This is a genomic window from Bacillus sp. RC251 (assembly GCF_044908765.1).
Classification (GTDB): domain Bacteria; phylum Bacillota; class Bacilli; order Bacillales; family Bacillaceae_G; genus Bacillus_A; species Bacillus_A wiedmannii.
Window position 1 is genome coordinate 132,570 of the sequence record NZ_JBIYDP010000011.1, and the last position, 17,616, is coordinate 150,185.

The 17,616-nt window shown below is 37.1% G+C and carries 15 protein-coding genes and 1 other annotated feature; of the genes, 9 read left to right on the forward strand and 6 right to left on the reverse strand.

Annotated features, from left to right (window positions below; translation table 11 throughout):
• Positions 1-2 precede the first annotated feature (2 nt).
• The 8 genes from ABH961_RS24480 to leuS all read left to right on the forward strand — a co-directional run bounded on the left by ABH961_RS24480 (position 3) and on the right by leuS (position 10,895).
• Positions 3-1,025, forward strand: a complete 1,023-nt coding sequence (locus ABH961_RS24480) for a DUF418 domain-containing protein (RefSeq protein WP_048540806.1) — start codon at positions 3-5, stop codon at positions 1,023-1,025.
• Between the two features lie 231 nt (positions 1,026-1,256).
• The gene (locus ABH961_RS24485; RefSeq protein ID WP_048540804.1) at positions 1,257-2,018 is read left to right on the forward strand and encodes an ABC transporter ATP-binding protein; all 762 of its coding nucleotides are present in this window, start codon (positions 1,257-1,259) and stop codon (positions 2,016-2,018) included.
• A gap of 16 nt (positions 2,019-2,034) precedes the next feature.
• A complete protein-coding gene (locus ABH961_RS24490; RefSeq protein WP_048540802.1) occupies positions 2,035-3,894 on the forward strand; it encodes an FtsX-like permease family protein in 1,860 nt (619 codons plus the stop codon).
• Between the two features lie 343 nt (positions 3,895-4,237).
• Positions 4,238-4,804 carry a tyrosine-type recombinase/integrase gene (locus ABH961_RS24495; protein WP_048540801.1) on the forward strand — a complete coding sequence of 189 codons (567 nt, stop codon included), beginning with the start codon at positions 4,238-4,240 and terminating at the stop codon, positions 4,802-4,804.
• 34 nt (positions 4,805-4,838) lie between these two features.
• A complete protein-coding gene (locus ABH961_RS24500; protein WP_048540799.1) occupies positions 4,839-5,336 on the forward strand; it encodes a cation:proton antiporter regulatory subunit in 498 nt (165 codons plus the stop codon).
• Between the two features lie 3 nt (positions 5,337-5,339).
• Positions 5,340-6,563 (forward strand): cation:proton antiporter, encoded by a 1,224-nt coding sequence (locus ABH961_RS24505; protein ID WP_404520184.1) that lies wholly within the window; start codon positions 5,340-5,342, stop codon positions 6,561-6,563.
• A gap of 256 nt (positions 6,564-6,819) precedes the next feature.
• Entirely contained in the window at positions 6,820-8,013 is a 1,194-nt protein-coding gene (locus ABH961_RS24510) for an MDR family MFS transporter (protein ID WP_064474517.1), read from the forward strand.
• Positions 8,014-8,201: 188 nt separating this feature from the next.
• Positions 8,202-8,421: a binding site (T-box leader), on the forward strand.
• Between the two features lie 65 nt (positions 8,422-8,486).
• Positions 8,487-10,895: a leucine--tRNA ligase gene (gene leuS, locus ABH961_RS24515; RefSeq protein ID WP_404520185.1), complete on the forward strand. Its 2,409-nt coding sequence runs from the start codon at positions 8,487-8,489 to the stop codon at positions 10,893-10,895.
• Between the two features lie 26 nt (positions 10,896-10,921).
• Here the strand turns inward: leuS and ABH961_RS24520 are convergent, their stop codons facing one another.
• Positions 10,922-11,350 carry a GNAT family N-acetyltransferase gene (locus ABH961_RS24520; protein ID WP_064474519.1) on the reverse strand — a complete coding sequence of 143 codons (429 nt, stop codon included), beginning with the start codon at positions 11,348-11,350 and terminating at the stop codon, positions 10,922-10,924.
• 149 nt (positions 11,351-11,499) lie between these two features.
• Between ABH961_RS24520 and ABH961_RS24525 the strand changes: the two genes are divergently transcribed.
• Positions 11,500-12,672: a hypothetical protein gene (locus tag ABH961_RS24525; RefSeq protein ID WP_404520187.1), complete on the forward strand. Its 1,173-nt coding sequence runs from the start codon at positions 11,500-11,502 to the stop codon at positions 12,670-12,672.
• A 44-nt stretch (positions 12,673-12,716) separates the two neighbouring features.
• Here ABH961_RS24525 and ABH961_RS24530 read toward each other — a convergent pair whose 3' ends face one another.
• From ABH961_RS24530 to ABH961_RS24550, 5 genes are all read right to left on the reverse strand, one after another.
• Positions 12,717-13,139, reverse strand: coding sequence for a pyrophosphohydrolase domain-containing protein (locus ABH961_RS24530; RefSeq protein ID WP_098080576.1), 423 nt, complete (start codon positions 13,137-13,139; stop codon positions 12,717-12,719).
• A gap of 188 nt (positions 13,140-13,327) precedes the next feature.
• Positions 13,328-13,513: a hypothetical protein gene (locus ABH961_RS24535; protein WP_000038782.1), complete on the reverse strand. Its 186-nt coding sequence runs from the start codon at positions 13,511-13,513 to the stop codon at positions 13,328-13,330.
• A 90-nt stretch (positions 13,514-13,603) separates the two neighbouring features.
• Positions 13,604-14,683 (reverse strand): Ger(x)C family spore germination protein, encoded by a 1,080-nt coding sequence (locus ABH961_RS24540; RefSeq protein ID WP_088047661.1) that lies wholly within the window; start codon positions 14,681-14,683, stop codon positions 13,604-13,606.
• Positions 14,659-15,753, reverse strand: coding sequence for a spore germination protein (locus ABH961_RS24545; RefSeq protein WP_141520099.1), 1,095 nt, complete (start codon positions 15,751-15,753; stop codon positions 14,659-14,661). The genes ABH961_RS24540 and ABH961_RS24545 overlap by 25 nt, the downstream gene beginning before the upstream one ends.
• Before the next feature lie 16 nt (positions 15,754-15,769).
• Positions 15,770-17,616, reverse strand: a 1,847-nt coding sequence (locus tag ABH961_RS24550) for a spore germination protein (protein WP_404520190.1), incomplete at its 5' end; no start/stop codon positions are given.

Consider the following 17,616-nt stretch of genomic DNA (forward strand, 5'->3'; position numbering starts at 1 on the left):
TTATGGGGAACAACATTACAAACAAACGAATTGATGAGTTAGATTACATTCGTGGCTTCGCATTACTGGGGATTATTTTAGTGAATATTCTTGCACTACTTAATATTAAAATTCCAGATCCTAATACAGTAGATGCTAGCTATCAAAGGTTTCTATACTTATTTGTAGAAGGTCGTTTTTTCTCGATTTTCTCATTCTTATTTGGAGTAGGATTCTACATCTTCATTACAAGAGCAATTGCGAAAGGGAAGAATGGATACGTTCTATTTCTACGCCGCGTAGTTGCACTATTTATTTTTGGTTTAATTCATCAAATGTTTCAGCCTGGAGAAGCACTAGCGTTATACGCAATTTGTGGATTAGTCGTTTTACCGTTTTATAAAGCGAAAAAAGAAGTGAATGTAGTAATCGGTCTTATTCTTACGATAGCTTTTAGTATTATGGCAACTAAGGAATTATTACCATTAGGTTTAATTTTATTAGGTCTTGCTGCGGGGCAGTATAAAGTGTTTGAAAATCTTTCAGCAAAAATCAAACAAGTCGCTATTTTTACAGGTGTCATGTTTGTTTTAAGTGTTGTAGCGTTATGGTATCAATATGGGCACGTTCCTGCTGAGCCATTCGTAAATATGATGCTCATGAATGAGGATGGAACAATGGACGCTGCAGGTCAATTCTTAAAAATTGGCGTTACAGTTGGATCAATTATTTCAGCTTTCTATGTAGGAGCATTAATTTTATTACTTCAGTTAAAACCAGTTCAAACATTGTTAGCACCACTGAAATACTACGGTCGTATGGCTTTAACAAATTATATCGGACAAACTGCAATGATTTTAATTGCTGGTAGCGTATTTAACTTTGCAGGAAACTTAACGTACATACAGACGTTATATGTATGTATTGCAATTTACGCTATTCAAATTGTGTTTAGTGTGATTTGGATGAAAATCTTTAAAATGGGTCCACTAGAATGGATTTGGCGTGTTATTACGTATTGGACGGTAACACCTTTAAAGAAATAAAGAGAGAAGTGGGCTGTTCCTTTTGTGGAACAGCTCATTTTTATTGTTATCTTTTGTCGGTAAGTCGATATATTTTGAGAATCGCTGATAAAATTTCATTTACGAACGAACCTTACACGTGCATCTTTTTTATATTACAAAAGTGTAAGGTAATTGTAATGTTAACAAATAGCAGTTCCTTTCCAAAAGGCGCAAAATAGGTAATGGAAAAACAAGCGTAGGAGGATATATATGACGAAACCAGTTGTAGACGTGAAAAACGTTCAAAAAGTGTACGGTAAAAAGGGTGAGAATCAATCACAAGCGTTAAAAGGTGTTTCATTCTCAATTCAAGAGGGTGAGTTTGTTGGGATTATGGGACCATCTGGTTCTGGTAAAACGACATTGTTAAATGTAATTTCAACGCTTGATAAAGCAACGGGCGGCGTTGTTGAAATTGCGGGTACGGATATTACGAAAATGAAGCAAGGTGAGCTTTCTGATTTCCGTTCACAAAAGTTAGGATTCATTTTCCAAGACTTTAACTTATTAGAGAACTTATCTATTTATGAAAACATTGCACTTCCGCTTTCTCTTCAAGGTGTTCCATCACGTAATATTGGACCGAAAGTAGAAAAAGTAGCGGATATGTTAGGGATTACAGAAATTCTTCAAAAGTATCCATCTGAAGTATCTGGTGGACAGAAACAACGTTCAGCAGCAGCGCGCGCGCTTGTGCATGAGCCGGCAATTATTTTAGGGGACGAGCCAACAGGAGCTCTTGATTCTAAAAATGCAGCGAGTTTACTTGATGCGATGACAAACTTAAATGAAGAACAAGGCGTATCTATTATGATGGTTACACATGATCCGTATAGTGCAAGTTATTGTCAGCGAATTTTATTCATTCAAGATGGTGAGCTATATAAAGAAATTCATCGTGGTGGTACGCGTGAAGAGTTCTACAAAGAGATTTTAGATGTACTTGCAGATTTAGGTACACAAAAAGCGTAAGAAAGGAGGTTCCAGTATGTTATTTAAACTTTCCATGTCGGGGCTGAAAAGTAAGCTGAAAGATTATATCGTCTTACTTGTCGGTCTTGTCATGTCGATTTCAATTTTTTACATGTTCCAAACGTTAGCGCTGAATAAAGCGTTTATCGAATCTAACTCAGTTATTCAATCAATTGGATTCGTATTCCAAGCAGGTTCATTTTTACTAGCTATTATAACGTTCTTCTATATTTTATATGCGAACTCTTTCTTATTATCTCTTCGTCAAAAAGAGTTCGGTATGTATATGATGTTAGGAGCAAAAAAGCATAAAGTTACATTACTTATGTTTATTGAAACGATCGTATTAGGCGCTGCGTCTCTTGCGATTGGTATTACAGTTGGTGTAGGACTTGCAGAAGGTATCGGACAGTTATTAATGAAACAGCTTGAATTTGCTGGTGAAGGATATAAAGCATTTTACCTTCCATCTATGACAGTTACTTGCATCTTCTTCTTTGCACTATTTGTATTATCAGCAATTATGAACAGTATTAAATTATCACGTATTTCTGTACTGCAACTTGTACATGCGGATGCACAAACAGAGCGTGTTGCGGTAAAAGGAAAAATGACAGGTGTCGTTGCAATCCTTGCTGTTATTTTATTAGGAATTGGCTATGCATCAATGATTTACATGGAAAAACTAAGAGAAATGGGAATCCTTATTGCATTAATTACAACAACAGCTGGTACTTACATGCTATTTGGATCACTTCTTCCAGTTATTATTAAAAAGTTAAAAAGTAATAAAAAGCGTAGTGAAAAAGGGCTTAACGCTTTTACATTTGCTCAATTAAATTTCCGCATTAATAGTTTAACGAAAGTACTTGCGACAGTAGCGATGTTAGTAGCGCTTGGAGCTGGTGCGATTTCAGGTGGCATGGCGTTTAAAAATAACGTTATAAAAATGGTTGATGGTTTAGTAATATATGATTCAGTAGTTCATAATCCAACAGCTGAAGAAAAGAAAATTTTAGATGGTATTACATTTAAAGAGAAAAATGAATATCGTTACAAAGTTGATGATAAGTATGTTTATTACGTAAAAGAAGATTTAGAGAAAAATCGTCCTTTAATAAAAGATATGGCGAATATGAAGTCAATGAAAGATTTAGTGAATACAAAGAACGTTTCAGCGGAACTACCAGTAGGTGCAGTTTCTAGAGAAATGAATGAAAAAGATGCGAATACTAAAGAGCTTTCAGTAGAATGGGTAGATGCTTTTAGTTCAATTCATCCCTATTATATAAGCGAAGATCATGCAATTAAAATTGTAGATCAAAAAATGTACGATGGGATAAATGGTAAAGAAGGTATAGCATTTATCGGAAAAACAGAAGACTTTTTAACATATAAAAAAGAATGGAAAAAACTTGACGAGTTGCAGCTAGATAAATATAAAAATGTAACAGCTGAAAGAATGAGCAGTAAATATCAAACTTACGATATGTTCTATGGGATTGCGAGTGGAACAGTATTTATGGGGTTCTTCCTTGGAATTGCATTCTTAGCAATGATGGCAAGTTGTTTAATGTTTAAAATTCTTTCTGGTGCATCAAAAGATATTACGCGTTATCAAATGCTTCGTAAAATCGGTGTGCGCCGTGAGTTATTAACGAAATCGATTTATAAAGAGTTATTTTTAGTATTCTTATTCCCGGCAATTGTGGGTATCACTCACGTATTAGTTGGTATGAATATTTTCGGATTTATTTTAGTTGATCCGTACTTCCGTATTTGGGTGCCAATCGTAATTTTCGTAGTTATTTATGCGATCTATTACTTCATTACAGTTCAATTGTATAAAGGTATTGTTCTTCCGAAAGAAGATTAATACGTAAAAAGCCGAGTGAAAGCACTCGGCTTTTTGTATTTTCAGAAAAAATACTTTAATGTTACTGAAATATATAATATAATGTAAATAAGTAACATAATATATGAGTATCAGCAACCGAAAAGTGAAAGGAGGAATCCGATCTATAGGAAGAAGCTGAATTTGTACCCCCTATTTTTTCTACCCACACCGTATTTGTACAATCATAAATTTCCAAATGAAAAATTGTCGTAAGAGTATATTGTGAAAATAATGGATAATACATGGAAATCTCATAGCATGATAAGGTAAAATGGACAGGATAATGAGAAAATTACCGTTCATAAGATGAGGAGATACATGTATGGAAGTTGTAGAGGCATTAAAAGATATAAGCCAAATTGAGGATATGAAAAAGTATTTAAAAGAGCACTCGCAGCGAGATTATCTTTTATTTGTTATTGGGATCAACACCGGATTAAAGATTACTGAGCTACTTAGTATGAAATTTGAAGAGGTATTAAATGAAGATGGAACTGTTAAAGAGTTTTATTCTCTTCCTGTAAAAGATGAAAAATTTAAACAAGATATTTATTTAAATACAAAAGTAAAAGAAGCGCTTTTAGAGTACGTACAATCTATTAATGCTCAAAGAGAAAACTACGTATTTCAATCTAATAAAACGACAAATTCAATTACGCGCCAACAAGCGTATCGTGTAATTCATAATGCTGCTGAAGCAGTTGGGATTGTTGGTAAAATCGGAACAAACTCAATGAGAAAAACGTTTGGATTTCATGCATACAAAAGAGGAATAGCGATTGCGCTATTGCAAAAGCATTTTCATCACGCGACTCCATCAGAGACGCTCAAGTATTTAGGAATCTCAAAAGATGAGAAGTTTAAAACAGAGATTGATGTAGATTTGTAAAAGCCGTAACTAAAAAATTTAGGAGGCGGAAAATATGAATATTAGAGAGAGTGAACTACCGGGTATTGGTTGTAAGTTTGAAGTAATCACAAAAGGTAATGAAAAAATGGTTATCGTTATTCATGATGATGGCCGAAGAGAAATGTATCATTTTGATGCGGATCACGATGAGAGTATTTCAAGCATTTCTCTTCGTGATTCTGAAGCGAGACAAATTGCGGCTATATTAGGCGGAATGGTATATAGGCCGCAAGCGCTAGACACAATTGAGATGGCTTTTGAAGGATTATCAATTGAATGGTTTAAGGTGGAGAATCATGCACCAGTAGTACAACAAACAATTGGTAGCTTACATGTCAGAAAAACATATAACGTAACGATTATTGCTATTTTGAAAAAGAATATGAAGAAATTCTTTAATCCAGGTCCAGACTCTATTATTGAAGCTGGCGATATGCTCGTATTATCGGGTGAAAGACATGAAGTGAAAAGAATTATTAATGAATTGCTTTCAGCAGGAGGTGATTCCTAATCGATGGATACTTTAATCTTTGAAGTTGGAACTGCGTTAGTATTATTAGCTTTTGCAGCTATCCTCGCTGCGAAGTTAAAGTTCTCGATTATTCCGTTTCTCATTATACTCGGTATGTTAGTGGGGCCTCATGCCCCAGATTTAGGACTTATCGATTTAAGGTTTATTGAAAGCGGAGAAGTTATTTCCTTCCTAGGCCGTGTTGGTGTCATATTCCTCTTATTCTATTTAGGTTTAGAATTCTCAATAAAAAAATTAATTAAATCAGGAAAGTCGATTGCTTTTGGGGGTAGTGTTCATATATCGCTTAATTTCATATTAGGTTTACTTTATGGATATGTTATGGGCTTCCCTTTATTAGAAACGTTAATTATTGCTGGAATCATTACAATTTCATCGAGTGCAATTGTTGCGAAAGTAATTGTTGATTTAAGAAGATCTGGTAATAAAGAGACTGAATTAATATTAGGAATCATTATGTTTGATGATATCTTTTTAGCTGTATATTTATCAGTCGTTTCAGGGTTAGTACTCGGTGGTGCAACATCATTTGTAGGTGCTCTTACATCGGTGTTAATCGCGGTAGGGTATATGCTACTATTCTTTGTAATCGCTAGAAAAGCTACGCCGTTTCTAAATAAAGTATTAGATATTTCGTCAAATGAAATTTTTATTATCGTAATATTCGCTATTTTATTCTTTGTAGCAGGATTTTCAGAAACGATTCATGTTGCTGAGGCAATTGGAGCATTATTGTTAGGACTCGTCTTTTCTGAAACAGAGCATAGTGATCGGATTGAGCATCTCGTCGTTCCGTTTCGTGACTTCTTTGGAGCCATATTCTTTTTCAGTTTCGGTTTAAGTATAGATCCGTTTTCACTTGGAGGAGCAGTGTGGTTGGCATTAGGAGCAGTTTTCATTACGCTCATCGGTAATTTTACAGCTGGAATGATGGCGGGACGTAAAGCCGGGTTATCGCATAAGGCTTCTACGAATATTGGTTTAACACTCGTATCACGCGGAGAGTTCTCCATTATTGTAGCCAATATCGGCATTGCGGGTGGTTTAATGGCAACGATTAAACCGTTCTCTGCACTGTACGTTTTAATATTAGCATCGTTAGGACCGTTATTAACGAAAGAGTCTTGGAGAATATATTCCTTACTAGATAAAATCTTTAAATGGAGTGCGAAAGAACGTGCGAAGCGAGAAAAAGAAGTTGGATAGTATACAAAAAGGGAGACTGCATGAACGTCATGCAGTCTCCCTTTTTTATATATTGTTGTTGATGTCGTTTTTTTTCGGTAAGTCGATAGATTCCCAAAATCACTGATATATTTTTAAGTGACAATTTATATAATTTCATTTACCGAAAAACCATTATCTGAATTTCATCAACTATTAATCAGTTGCCTTCCTATTTAAAAACGACTACAATTTTACTGTTATAGATGAACGAAAAAATAGAATAGGAGGGGAGACTATGCCAAGGAAAGTATGGCTATTAGTAGCTGGGATGATTATTAATGTCACGGGTGCTTCTTTTTTATGGCCTTTTAATACAATTTATTTGCATGATCACCTAGGGAAATCTTTATCTGTGGCCGGAATGGTATTAATGATCAACTCGCTTACTGGTGTAATCGGAAACTTGCTCGGCGGTGTTTTATTTGATAAATGGGGCGGTTATAAATCAATTTTATTAGGGATTATTATTACACTCGTATCGATTTTAGGTCTTGTGTTCTTCCACGGTTGGCCGTTATATGTTGTGTGGCTAGCATTAATCGGCTTTGGTTCTGGAATGGTCTTCCCATCGATGTATGCGATGGTCGGTACGGTTTGGCCAGAGGGCGGAAGACGAGCATTTAATGCGATGTATGTTGGACAAAACGTTGGTATTGCGATCGGAACAGCGTGCGGTGGTTTAGTTGCATCTTACCGTTTTGATTATATTTTCTTAGCTAATTTTATTTTATACTTTGTTTTCTTCTTAATTGCTTTTATTGGATTCCGTGGTATGGAAGACAAGAAAGAGCCAGGAGTGCAAAAAGAAGTCGAAACGAAAAAAGGCTGGACACTTACACCTGGATTCAAAGCACTTCTTATCGTATGTGTAGCATATGCTTTATGCTGGGTTACATATGTACAGTGGCAAGGGGCAATTGCAACACATATGCAGGAATTAAATATTAGCCTCCGCCATTATAGTTTATTATGGACGATAAACGGAGCGATGATTGTTTGTGCGCAGCCACTAGTTAGTATGCTAATTCGCTGGATGAAGCGTTCTTTAAAACAACAAATTATGATTGGAATCGTCATTTTTGCGGCGTCATTCATTGTATTAAGTCAAGCGCAGCAATTTACGATGTTCCTCGTTGCGATGGTAACATTAACAATTGGTGAGTTATTTGTATGGCCAGCAGTTCCGACCATTGCAAATATACTTGCGCCAAAAGATAAGTTAGGATTTTATCAAGGCGTTGTAAATAGCGCAGCGACTGTAGGGAAAATGTTCGGACCGGTCGTTGGCGGAGCAATTGTTGATTTATACAATATGGAAGTATTGTTTATAGCAATCATGGTAATGCTTGTAGTAGCGATTATTGCAACGAGTATGTATGATAAACGAGTAAAAGTAGAAGAAACAGTTGAAGAAAAAATTGCAGTTTAGTTTGACGGAACATGTAACATGTTTTAGAATATATTTAAATAAAACAACCTTTGGAACAAGGGAGATAGCTCGGCTGTCCTAAGACTAATTCGTTAGTTATGAAGAGTAACGATTAACCGAGAAGCCTTAGCTTCAAGTAAGCTCTTTAGAGATACGAAGTGATGGGTAGTTCACATTAACTTATATTTGTAATAACAGTGAGAAGGAGTAGTAGTAATAGAAGCTGGTTTAGAGAGTTGACGGTCGGTGCAAGTCAATCCACGTTTCGTTATGAACTCGCCTTTGAGTTGCAGTTGTGAAACTAATAGTAGCAATTGCCGTTAATCCACGTTACGGATCTAAGCGAATGTATATTTGTACATTAATTTAGGGTGGTACCGCGGGAATCTATAACCTCTCGTCCCTTTCTAGGGATGAGAGGTTTTTTGTATTTTGGGCGGTGAAAATAAATAGAATTTCAAGGAGGGTATCTCATGAGCTTTAATCATCAAAATATTGAGAAGAAGTGGCAAGGGTACTGGGAAGAGAATAAAACATTCCGTACGCCAGATGAGACAGAAAAACCAAAATTTTATGCACTAGATATGTTCCCATATCCATCAGGTGCAGGCCTACACGTAGGACACCCAGAAGGTTATACAGCGACAGATATTTTATCTCGTATGAAGCGTATGCAAGGATATAACGTTCTTCATCCAATGGGATGGGATGCATTCGGTCTTCCAGCAGAGCAATATGCACTTGATACTGGAAACAGCCCGGCAGAATTTACAGAGCTTAATATTAATACGTTCCGTAATCAAATTAAAGCATTAGGTTTCTCTTACGATTGGGATCGTGAAGTAAATACAACAGATCCAAACTACTACAAGTGGACACAATGGATCTTCCTAAAACTATTTGAAAAAGGCTTAGCTTACGTTGATGAAGTACCTGTAAACTGGTGCCCAGCACTTGGTACAGTACTTGCAAATGAAGAAATCATTGACGGTAAGAGTGAGCGCGGTGGACATCCAGTTGAGCGTCGTCCGATGAGACAGTGGATGTTAAAAATTACAGCTTACGGAGATCGTCTATTAGAAGATCTAGATGAGCTTGATTGGCCAGAAAGCTTAAAAGATATGCAACGTAACTGGATCGGTCGTTCTGAAGGTGCAGAAGTACACTTCAACATCGATGGTACAGACGAGAAATTCACAGTTTTCACAACGCGTCCTGATACACTATTTGGTGCGAGCTACTGTGTACTTGCTCCAGAGCATGCGCTTGTTGCAGACATTACAACAGCAGAGCAAAAAGAAGCTGTAGAAGCTTACATTAACTCTGTTAAAATGAAGAGCGATTTAGAGCGTACAGAACTTGCGAAAGAGAAAACTGGTGTATTCACTGGTGCTTACGCAGTTAACCCAGTAAACGGTGAGAAATTACCAATCTGGATCGCTGATTACGTTCTTGCAACTTACGGAACAGGTGCTGTAATGGCAGTTCCAGCTCACGATGAGCGTGATTATGAATTCGCATCAGTATTCAATCTTCCAATGAAGGAAGTTGTAAAAGGCGGAGACATTACGAAAGAAGCATACACAGGTGATGGTGCACACGTAAACTCAGCATTCCTTGATGGTTTAAATAAAGAAGAAGCAATCGTAAAAATGATTGAATGGCTTGAAGTAACGAGCGCAGGAAATCAAAAAGTAACGTACCGTCTACGTGACTGGTTATTCAGCCGTCAACGTTACTGGGGTGAGCCAATTCCAGTAATCCACTGGGAAGATGGCACAATGACAGCTGTGAAAGAAGAAGAATTACCATTAGTTCTTCCGAAAACAGAAAACATCCGTCCTTCAGGTACAGGTGAATCACCACTTGCTAACATTGAAGAGTGGGTAAACGTTGTTGATCCTGAAACTGGTAAAAAAGGTCGTCGTGAAACGAATACAATGCCACAATGGGCTGGTAGCTGCTGGTATTACCTACGTTACATCGATCCAAACAATAGCGAAGCACTTGTAGATCCTGAAAAAGTAAAACAATGGCTTCCAGTTGATATTTATATCGGCGGAGCAGAGCACGCTGTACTTCACTTACTATATGCTCGTTTCTGGCATAAAGTATTATATGATATCGGTGTAGTTCCAACGAAAGAGCCGTTCCAACAATTATTCAACCAAGGTATGATTCTAGGTGAAAACAACGAGAAAATGAGTAAATCAAAAGGTAACGTTGTAAACCCTGATGATATCGTAGCAAGCCATGGTGCAGATACACTTCGTCTATACGAAATGTTCATGGGACCATTAGATGCTTCGATTGCTTGGTCTGAAAATGGTCTTGACGGAGCTCGTCGTTTCCTAGATCGCGTATGGCGTCTATTCATTCAAGATAATGGTGAATTAAGTGAGAAAATTACTGATGCACCAAATAAAGAGCTTGAAAAAGCTTACCACCAAACAGTGAGGAAAGTAACAGAAGACTATGCAGAGCTTCGCTTCAACACAGCGATTTCTCAAATGATGGTATTCATCAACGATGCATATAAAGCTGAAACACTTCCGAAAGAATATGTAGAAGGTTTCGTAAAAATGATTGCACCAGTTGCACCTCACATCGGGGAAGAACTATGGAGCAAACTTGGATACAATGAAACAATCACATATGCAAGCTGGCCAACATTTGATGAGTCTAAACTTGTAGAAGATGAAGTTGAAATCGTTGTTCAAATTATGGGCAAAGTTCGCGCGAAACTAACAATGAGTAAAGACGCATCAAAAGAAGAAATGGAACAACTTGCACTTGAAGCAATTCAAGACCAAATCGAAGGAAAAACAGTTCGTAAAGTAATTGTTGTTCCTGGAAAACTTGTTAACGTTGTTGCAAACTAATGTATTTTTAAAAAAGCTCAGAGCATCTATGCTCTGAGCTTTTTTGTGTAGAAAATAATTTCAGGATCTCCTTCATCTAAATTTTCAACTATTCCACTACGTACAAATCCATTCGTACTAAAAACTTTCTGCATACTATCGTTTGATTCGTTTGTCGAAGAAAAGATTTTTTGAGTAGGAGAATGACTTAACATATATGAGATTAACGAGCTTGCATAGCCGTGCCTTCTTTTCGCTGGCGAAACGATGATTAATGAGAGGAAAGTACAATCAAAGAAATTTGTATCGTATGTTAGAAAACCAGAGATAGAATTGTTCTCTTTTACAATGATGCATCTGCCCTCATTGATAGTATGTTTAATATAATCTCGTCTACTATCATCTCCGATTACATCAATATCTATATGTAAGATTGCATCTAAGTCATTGATAGAAGCCTTTGTTACGTTTTTCAATGGAAATACCTCCCGAAAAAATATTCAGTTAATTAATTTTAGCGTGAAAGAAGAAAAAGGAGCGGAATTCCCATACAGACAAACACCTATTTTTCTATAGGAAATATGATAAAAAAGGTAGGCTAAATTGAGTAGAAGAGGTGAAAGGAATGAAAGGGATGGACAATAATGCACCACATGGTTTCTTCGGAGGCGAATCGGACAGTTATACACAAATGATGTTAATGGGAGGAGCTGGCCAACAAGGGTACGGTGGAATTCCGAGCTGGATGGGAGGGGCTGGCCAACAAGGATACGGTGGAATTCCGAGCTGGATGGGTGGAGCAGCAGGAGAATTCCCAACATCGGTAGCTGGCATGCAAACTGGAATGCCTACATCAATGGGGGGATTTTCGACATCAGGGGCTGGAATGCCTACAGTAACAGGAGGATTTCCGACATCAGTAGCTGGCGTACAGACAGGATTTCCAGTAGGAGCACCAACTACATTTCCTTCTTTCGTTGGAGGAGTGCAGACCGGATTTCCGGTACCGGGAGTAGGTGTTGTAGCTGGAGGAATAGGTGGGTATCCGCAAGTTGTTCACGGTCATCATGGACATCACCACCATCAAGGTCAACACGGTCATCATGGACACCATCATCACCAAGGCCAACATGGCCATCATGGACACCATCATCACCAAGGTCAACACGGTCATCATGGACACCATCATCACCAAGGTCAACACGGTCATCATGGACACCATCATCACCAAGGTCAACACGGTCATCATGGACACCATCATCATCAAGGCCAACACGGTCACCATGGTCATCAACAACAAGTACATCACCACGGTCACCACCACATTCATCCGCAAGCTGTTCTTTATCAAACGCACCAAGGCCAGCACGGTCATCAAGGTCATCAAGGTCATCAAGGTCATCAAGGTCATCAAGGTCATCAAGGTCATCAAGGTCATCAAGGTCATCAAGGTCATCAAGGTCACCACGGTCAGCACGGTCATCATGATCATCACGGTCACCATGGTCATCAACAACAAGTACATCACCACGGTCAGCACGGTCATCAAGGTCAACACGGTCACCAAGGCCAACACGGTCATCAAGGTCAGCACGGTCATCAAGGTCAACACGGTCACCAAGGCCAACACGGTCAACATGGCCAGCAGGGTCAACAACACCCACAATATCAGCAATATCAACAACAGCAACAATCTTCTCCTTGGGCAGGTGGAATTGGAACGGGAGCAGCAGGAGCAGCGGCAGGAGCAGCTAGCATTAGTGGAGCAGCAGGACACGCGGGACACGTGGGTCATTAATGAATCGCAGGAAAAAAGACATAATAAAAAACTGCTAGGAAATCCTAGCAGTTTTTTTCAGTTTCTTTGCGCTGACGTTCGATTTCAGCACGAAGTTGTGGTTCTGGTGCTTGCCAGCCTTCTGGTTTTAGAATTTTGCCGTCACCTTCACGGAATCGAGGTTTTCCATCAGGGAATAGTTTTGCCATGTTTGCGTTATTTACAATTTCGAATCCTTTATCAGGACGTACGCCCATTTCGGCAAACGTTCCGAATGCAAAGTAAATAAGGTCAATTAGTGCATCATATTGATCTTCAACAGTCGTCGCTTCTAGAAATTCTTCTAGCTCTTCTTGCATAAAACTTGCACGGATTTTTGCACGCTCTTCTGTTAGTTTTGTTGGAGTATTTGTCACAGGATGTCCGAACTCTTCATGCATTTTTGCAACAAGTTCGTATCCTTTATCTAAACCTTTTTCGTTTATCATGTGGTTTCATCCTTTCTCGCTTTGTGCCGAATCTCATTGTAACATAAGGTGATTATGAAATGAAAAAGGACTGTTCAAAAGTTTCATCTTTTAGTTAAGATAGGGAAAGATTATATCGACTAAACGACAAAACATAACCCATTATAAAAGAAAGCCATCCCGGAATACTTTTGGGACGGCCTTGCTCGTTATTTTTCTTCTTTTATTAAAATGGATAAAATAAGATCGATGCCAAACATACCAACGAGCAACATTGGAATAACGACAAGTAAATAACGTGTGAAGGAAACATTTTTTAAGTATGTATGAGCAAATAAAAAGACGCCGAGAAATAAAATACCATTTAAAATAGGCTTTACTAATTTTTTAGACATAAGCTCCCCCGTAAATATCTTCTCTCTCTATCTAAAATAAAAACTCCTCTATCCGTTGTATCATGCTGGAGAGAGGAGTTCAATCATTTCTCATTCGATTACACCAGAATTTGTAATATTAACGGTGTATTTTACTTTAATTGGCACATCTTTGTACATTTTTCGCCACTCTTCTAATTTAAATGGACGATAATGTTGTCTATATTTTGCTCCAAGTCCAAGAGGGTCAACATTTAAGGATTTAAACTGTTTAATTAGTTTTGTAGCTTTTGCATCTAACTGTTTCTCAACCGCTTTCGCTATTTTTTGCGTGTTCTTTTTATTTTCTAAGTTGAATTTTCGAGATAATTCTTGAATACGAGCTTCCATTTTCACATGAATATAGAAAGACGGTTTTCCATTTTTTATAGTTACTTCGTAGGTAGGAACGGAACGGATGTTATTAATCATTGCATAGCCAGGATTGGTTTTAAATTCATGTGAATCTAGGCGGTGCTTTTCTAGCAGTCCTTTGAAAACAAACATATCGTGGTACTTAATTGTGCCGACTAACTTATCCTTTTTCAAGAGACCGATACCAGTAATCTTTATTTTATCTCCATGTTTTTTTAGGATAGGCATATAGGAATCCTGTCCTTCACGGTAGTACCTGAAGGCGCCTAAATACAAATTGTCAGTTGGCAAAGGCCCAGTGTCCATATTATGTTCTAACATTTTTTTTATATAAATCGCAACATTGTAAGAGGTACTATATTTTCCTTTAAATAGTTCAGTACCACTGCCTTCTAATAGTCCAACATACAGTGAGTTACCAATATTCACATCTCGAATCAATGTATCAAAGGAAGTTGATAATCCTTTTTTAGCAATCTTTGTTGTGAATAAGGCAACACGCATTTGACCGCTTGCGAACGGTTGCGAAGATTCTAAAGATGTATCTGCCTTTACTTGTTTTACTGCGTTTCCTGTTCCTTCATAGACTTGAACTTTATTTCCCTTTTTTTGTACAGGGCAAACGAATGTAACTTTTACTTTATTATCTTTTGCTGTATCGAAGGCAGTTCCTTGAATGAGCTGAACATCATCAATAATATTTTTTTGTAAACAACCAGTTAGACTGAAGACACTGATGCAAATAAGAAGTATTAATTTTCTTTTGATTTTTTCCATTGTTTTTTCACCCACACAATAATAAATAGAATTGGGATGTATACATAGATAAGCCAAAAACTAACTTTAGATACATTGCTAATAAAATCATTAATATCATGCCTGTTCGTTAGAAGTTGTGAAACAACTAAGGTGATAAGCATAAATGCGATTAAAATACCTCGTTGCTTCACACGAAAGATTTCATGCGTTCCTCTAGTTGCGGCCCATAAAGGTAGGATAAAGCTGGTAATAATAACGAGAGCATAACCAGAAATAGCAATATACTCAAGTCGCTCAATAAAAGGAAGCTTAATAACTTGTGTCATGGACAGTTGAGACCAGATTGTTTTGAGTAGTTGTTTTTCGCTAAAGAATGTAAAAGCGAGAATGGTACTAAACAAATATAGAATATTGGAAAATAATGCCCCGTATTGTGCGAATTTATGGGATTTCTCTGGCTCTTTAACAAATGGATAAATCATCAGGAAAATTTCAAATCCTGTCATGCTATAAATAGATAGTTGAGCTGCTTTCAAAATATCGGTAAAAGAATGTGAAAATATTGGAAGTAAGTTATCCCAATGTGAGAATTTTAAAATGAAAAGGCTTAGAAAAAGATAACCTAATGTCCCACCAACAGAAATAACACAAATTCCTGCAATAACGCGAAAACCTGATGAAATAATGTAATAACTTATTAAACATAAAAAGAATGTGAGCATCCAGGTGGATGCACTAGGAAACATCCACACTTGAATAATTTCGACATATGTTCTAACAACAGAAATGCTTACAATGAAAAAATAAGCCATAAAAATGATATTAATACCATTTCCGATCCATTTTCCAAAAAGTTGTTTATGTAAATCAATTAAGTTTCCTTCTACAGTTTTTAATGAATAATACATCATCCAGATGATAATATGAATAATGATTCCTGTGAGGAGAACCCCCATCCAGCCGTCGTATCCAGCAGCTTTTGCAATAATTCGAGCGAACCCGAGAACACCAGCACCAAACTGTGCACTGTGAATTAAGAAGAAAACAAAGATAGGAGATATTTGATATTTTTCTTGAACTTTACTCATCAATGCACCTCATTTCTTACTCATCGAAGTCTGATCTATGTTTTGTTGAAATTCCTTTTGCTGCTTTTTTTACATGTTGTGGTCTTGCTTGTACATCTCTTGTATCAATCATTGTTAAAGGAAAACGAATCCAAGAATCCTTAACGGATTGTTGTCTTGTCGGATAAAACAAAGCGTACGGTTTACGTAAGGAAGTAAGCCTGAATAGATGAGTAAATAAAAAGATAAATCCAAGAGAAATCCCGAAGAGCCCTCCTATTTCTGCGAATGCTAGAAACGGAAAACGTAGTAATCGAACTGCATTACCCATTTTATAAATAGGTGTAATAAAGGAAGCAAGTGCTGATAAGGCAACGATAATTAATAAAATGTTACTCGTTAAACCAGCTTGTACAGATGCTTGTCCGATTACGATACCGCCTACAATACCGAGTGTTTGACCAACTTTCATCGGTAACCTCGCGCCAGCCTCTCTTAATAAATCGATTGCGAGTTCTAAAAAGAGTGCTTCAATTAAAGGTGGGAACGGTACTTGCGCCCTTGATAAAATCAAAGTTTCAAGTAAATCACTCGGAATGAGTTCATAATGATAATTTAAAACTGCAACATATAAAGGTGTAGCACAGATTGAAAATAGAACAGCGATAAGGCGTAAAATGCGTGAAAATGTAGCGTATAACCAAGAGACGTTATAGTCTTCTGGTGAAATGAAAAAATCGAAATAGGATACAGGTGTTAGTAAAACACTTGGAGAACCATCCACAAAAATAGCAATTTTCCCATCAATGAGTGCTTTTGTCACTCTATCAGTACGTTCTGTATTGATATAGAGAGGGAAAATCGACTTTTCACCCATTAGTTCTTGTATATAAGCACTATCATTAATTTGATCATATTCAAGAGCACGTAATGACTCCTCGAGAAAATCTACATTATCTTTTTCGGCGAGGTTGTCTAAATACATCATGACAACTTTCGTTTTGGAAAATTCGCCGACAATCATTTCTTTTGTTTGTAAATCTAAAACAGGAAGGCGTTTTCGTACTAAATTAATATTCGTATCAATAGCTTCTACAAAGCCTTCTTGTGGACCGATAACTGTTGATTCATTTAATGGAGGGCTTGGTGCCCGGTAAGTATCAATTGCAATGTTTGCAAGCATACACTTTTGATCTTGCTGATTCAATTGAATAATTGCATGTCCCTTTAAAACCATGTCCTCAATTTTTTGTAAGTCGTTCGTAATTGTAATACCACTCATCGGAATATGTTCTTTTAGCTCTTCTAATGAAGTACAAGGTCGTTCTAACAGAATAGGCATTAAATATTTCTGTAATTTCTCTCCATCAAGTGAAGGACGATAGTAAGAAATCCAATAAGGCATCGTTTCATCATCAGATGTGTGATAATTAACAAAATCACTAGACTGTTTAAGCTTTGCTATTAAATCTTGTAGAGAATGAATACGGTCTTTTTCTGGTTTCGTAAAATCATAAATACTATTATTTCCAGAGTTTTGCTGTTTATCTTGAGATGAGTTATCTTGCTTAGAGCTTTGCTGTTGATCTTGGGCCGAGTTGTCTTGTTTAGAATTTTGTTGCTGATTCTGATCCGAGTCGTTTTGCTTAGAGTGTTGTTGCTGATTCTGATCGGAGTCGTTTTGTTTAGAGTGTTGTTGATTCTGATTCGAGTCGTCTTGTTTAGAATTTTGTTGTTGATTCTGATCCGAGCCGTTTTGCTTAGAGTGTTGTTGTTGATTCTGATCCGGGTCGTTTTGTTTAGAGTGTTGCTGATTCTGATCGGAGTCGTTTTGTTTAGAGTGTTGTTGATTCTGATTCGAGTCGTCTTGTTTAGAATTTTGTT

Bases quoted from the DNA above. Each gene is read 5' to 3' on its own strand.
- ABH961_RS24480 (WP_048540806.1), top strand. From the start codon at position 3: ATGGGGAACAACATTACAAACAAACGAATTGATGAGTTAGATTACATT.
- ABH961_RS24485 (WP_048540804.1), top strand. From the start codon at position 1,257: ATGACGAAACCAGTTGTAGACGTGAAAAACGTTCAAAAAGTGTACGGT.
- ABH961_RS24490 (WP_048540802.1), top strand. From the start codon at position 2,035: ATGTTATTTAAACTTTCCATGTCGGGGCTGAAAAGTAAGCTGAAAGAT.
- ABH961_RS24495 (WP_048540801.1), top strand. From the start codon at position 4,238: ATGGAAGTTGTAGAGGCATTAAAAGATATAAGCCAAATTGAGGATATG.
- ABH961_RS24500 (WP_048540799.1), top strand. From the start codon at position 4,839: ATGAATATTAGAGAGAGTGAACTACCGGGTATTGGTTGTAAGTTTGAA.
- ABH961_RS24505 (WP_404520184.1), top strand. From the start codon at position 5,340: ATGGATACTTTAATCTTTGAAGTTGGAACTGCGTTAGTATTATTAGCT.
- ABH961_RS24510 (WP_064474517.1), top strand. From the start codon at position 6,820: ATGCCAAGGAAAGTATGGCTATTAGTAGCTGGGATGATTATTAATGTC.
- leuS (WP_404520185.1), top strand. From the start codon at position 8,487: ATGAGCTTTAATCATCAAAATATTGAGAAGAAGTGGCAAGGGTACTGG.
- ABH961_RS24525 (WP_404520187.1), top strand. From the start codon at position 11,500: ATGAAAGGGATGGACAATAATGCACCACATGGTTTCTTCGGAGGCGAA.
- ABH961_RS24530 (WP_098080576.1), bottom strand. From the start codon at position 13,139: ATGATAAACGAAAAAGGTTTAGATAAAGGATACGAACTTGTTGCAAAA.
- ABH961_RS24535 (WP_000038782.1), bottom strand. From the start codon at position 13,513: ATGTCTAAAAAATTAGTAAAGCCTATTTTAAATGGTATTTTATTTCTC.
- ABH961_RS24540 (WP_088047661.1), bottom strand. From the start codon at position 14,683: ATGGAAAAAATCAAAAGAAAATTAATACTTCTTATTTGCATCAGTGTC.
- ABH961_RS24545 (WP_141520099.1), bottom strand. From the start codon at position 15,753: ATGAGTAAAGTTCAAGAAAAATATCAAATATCTCCTATCTTTGTTTTC.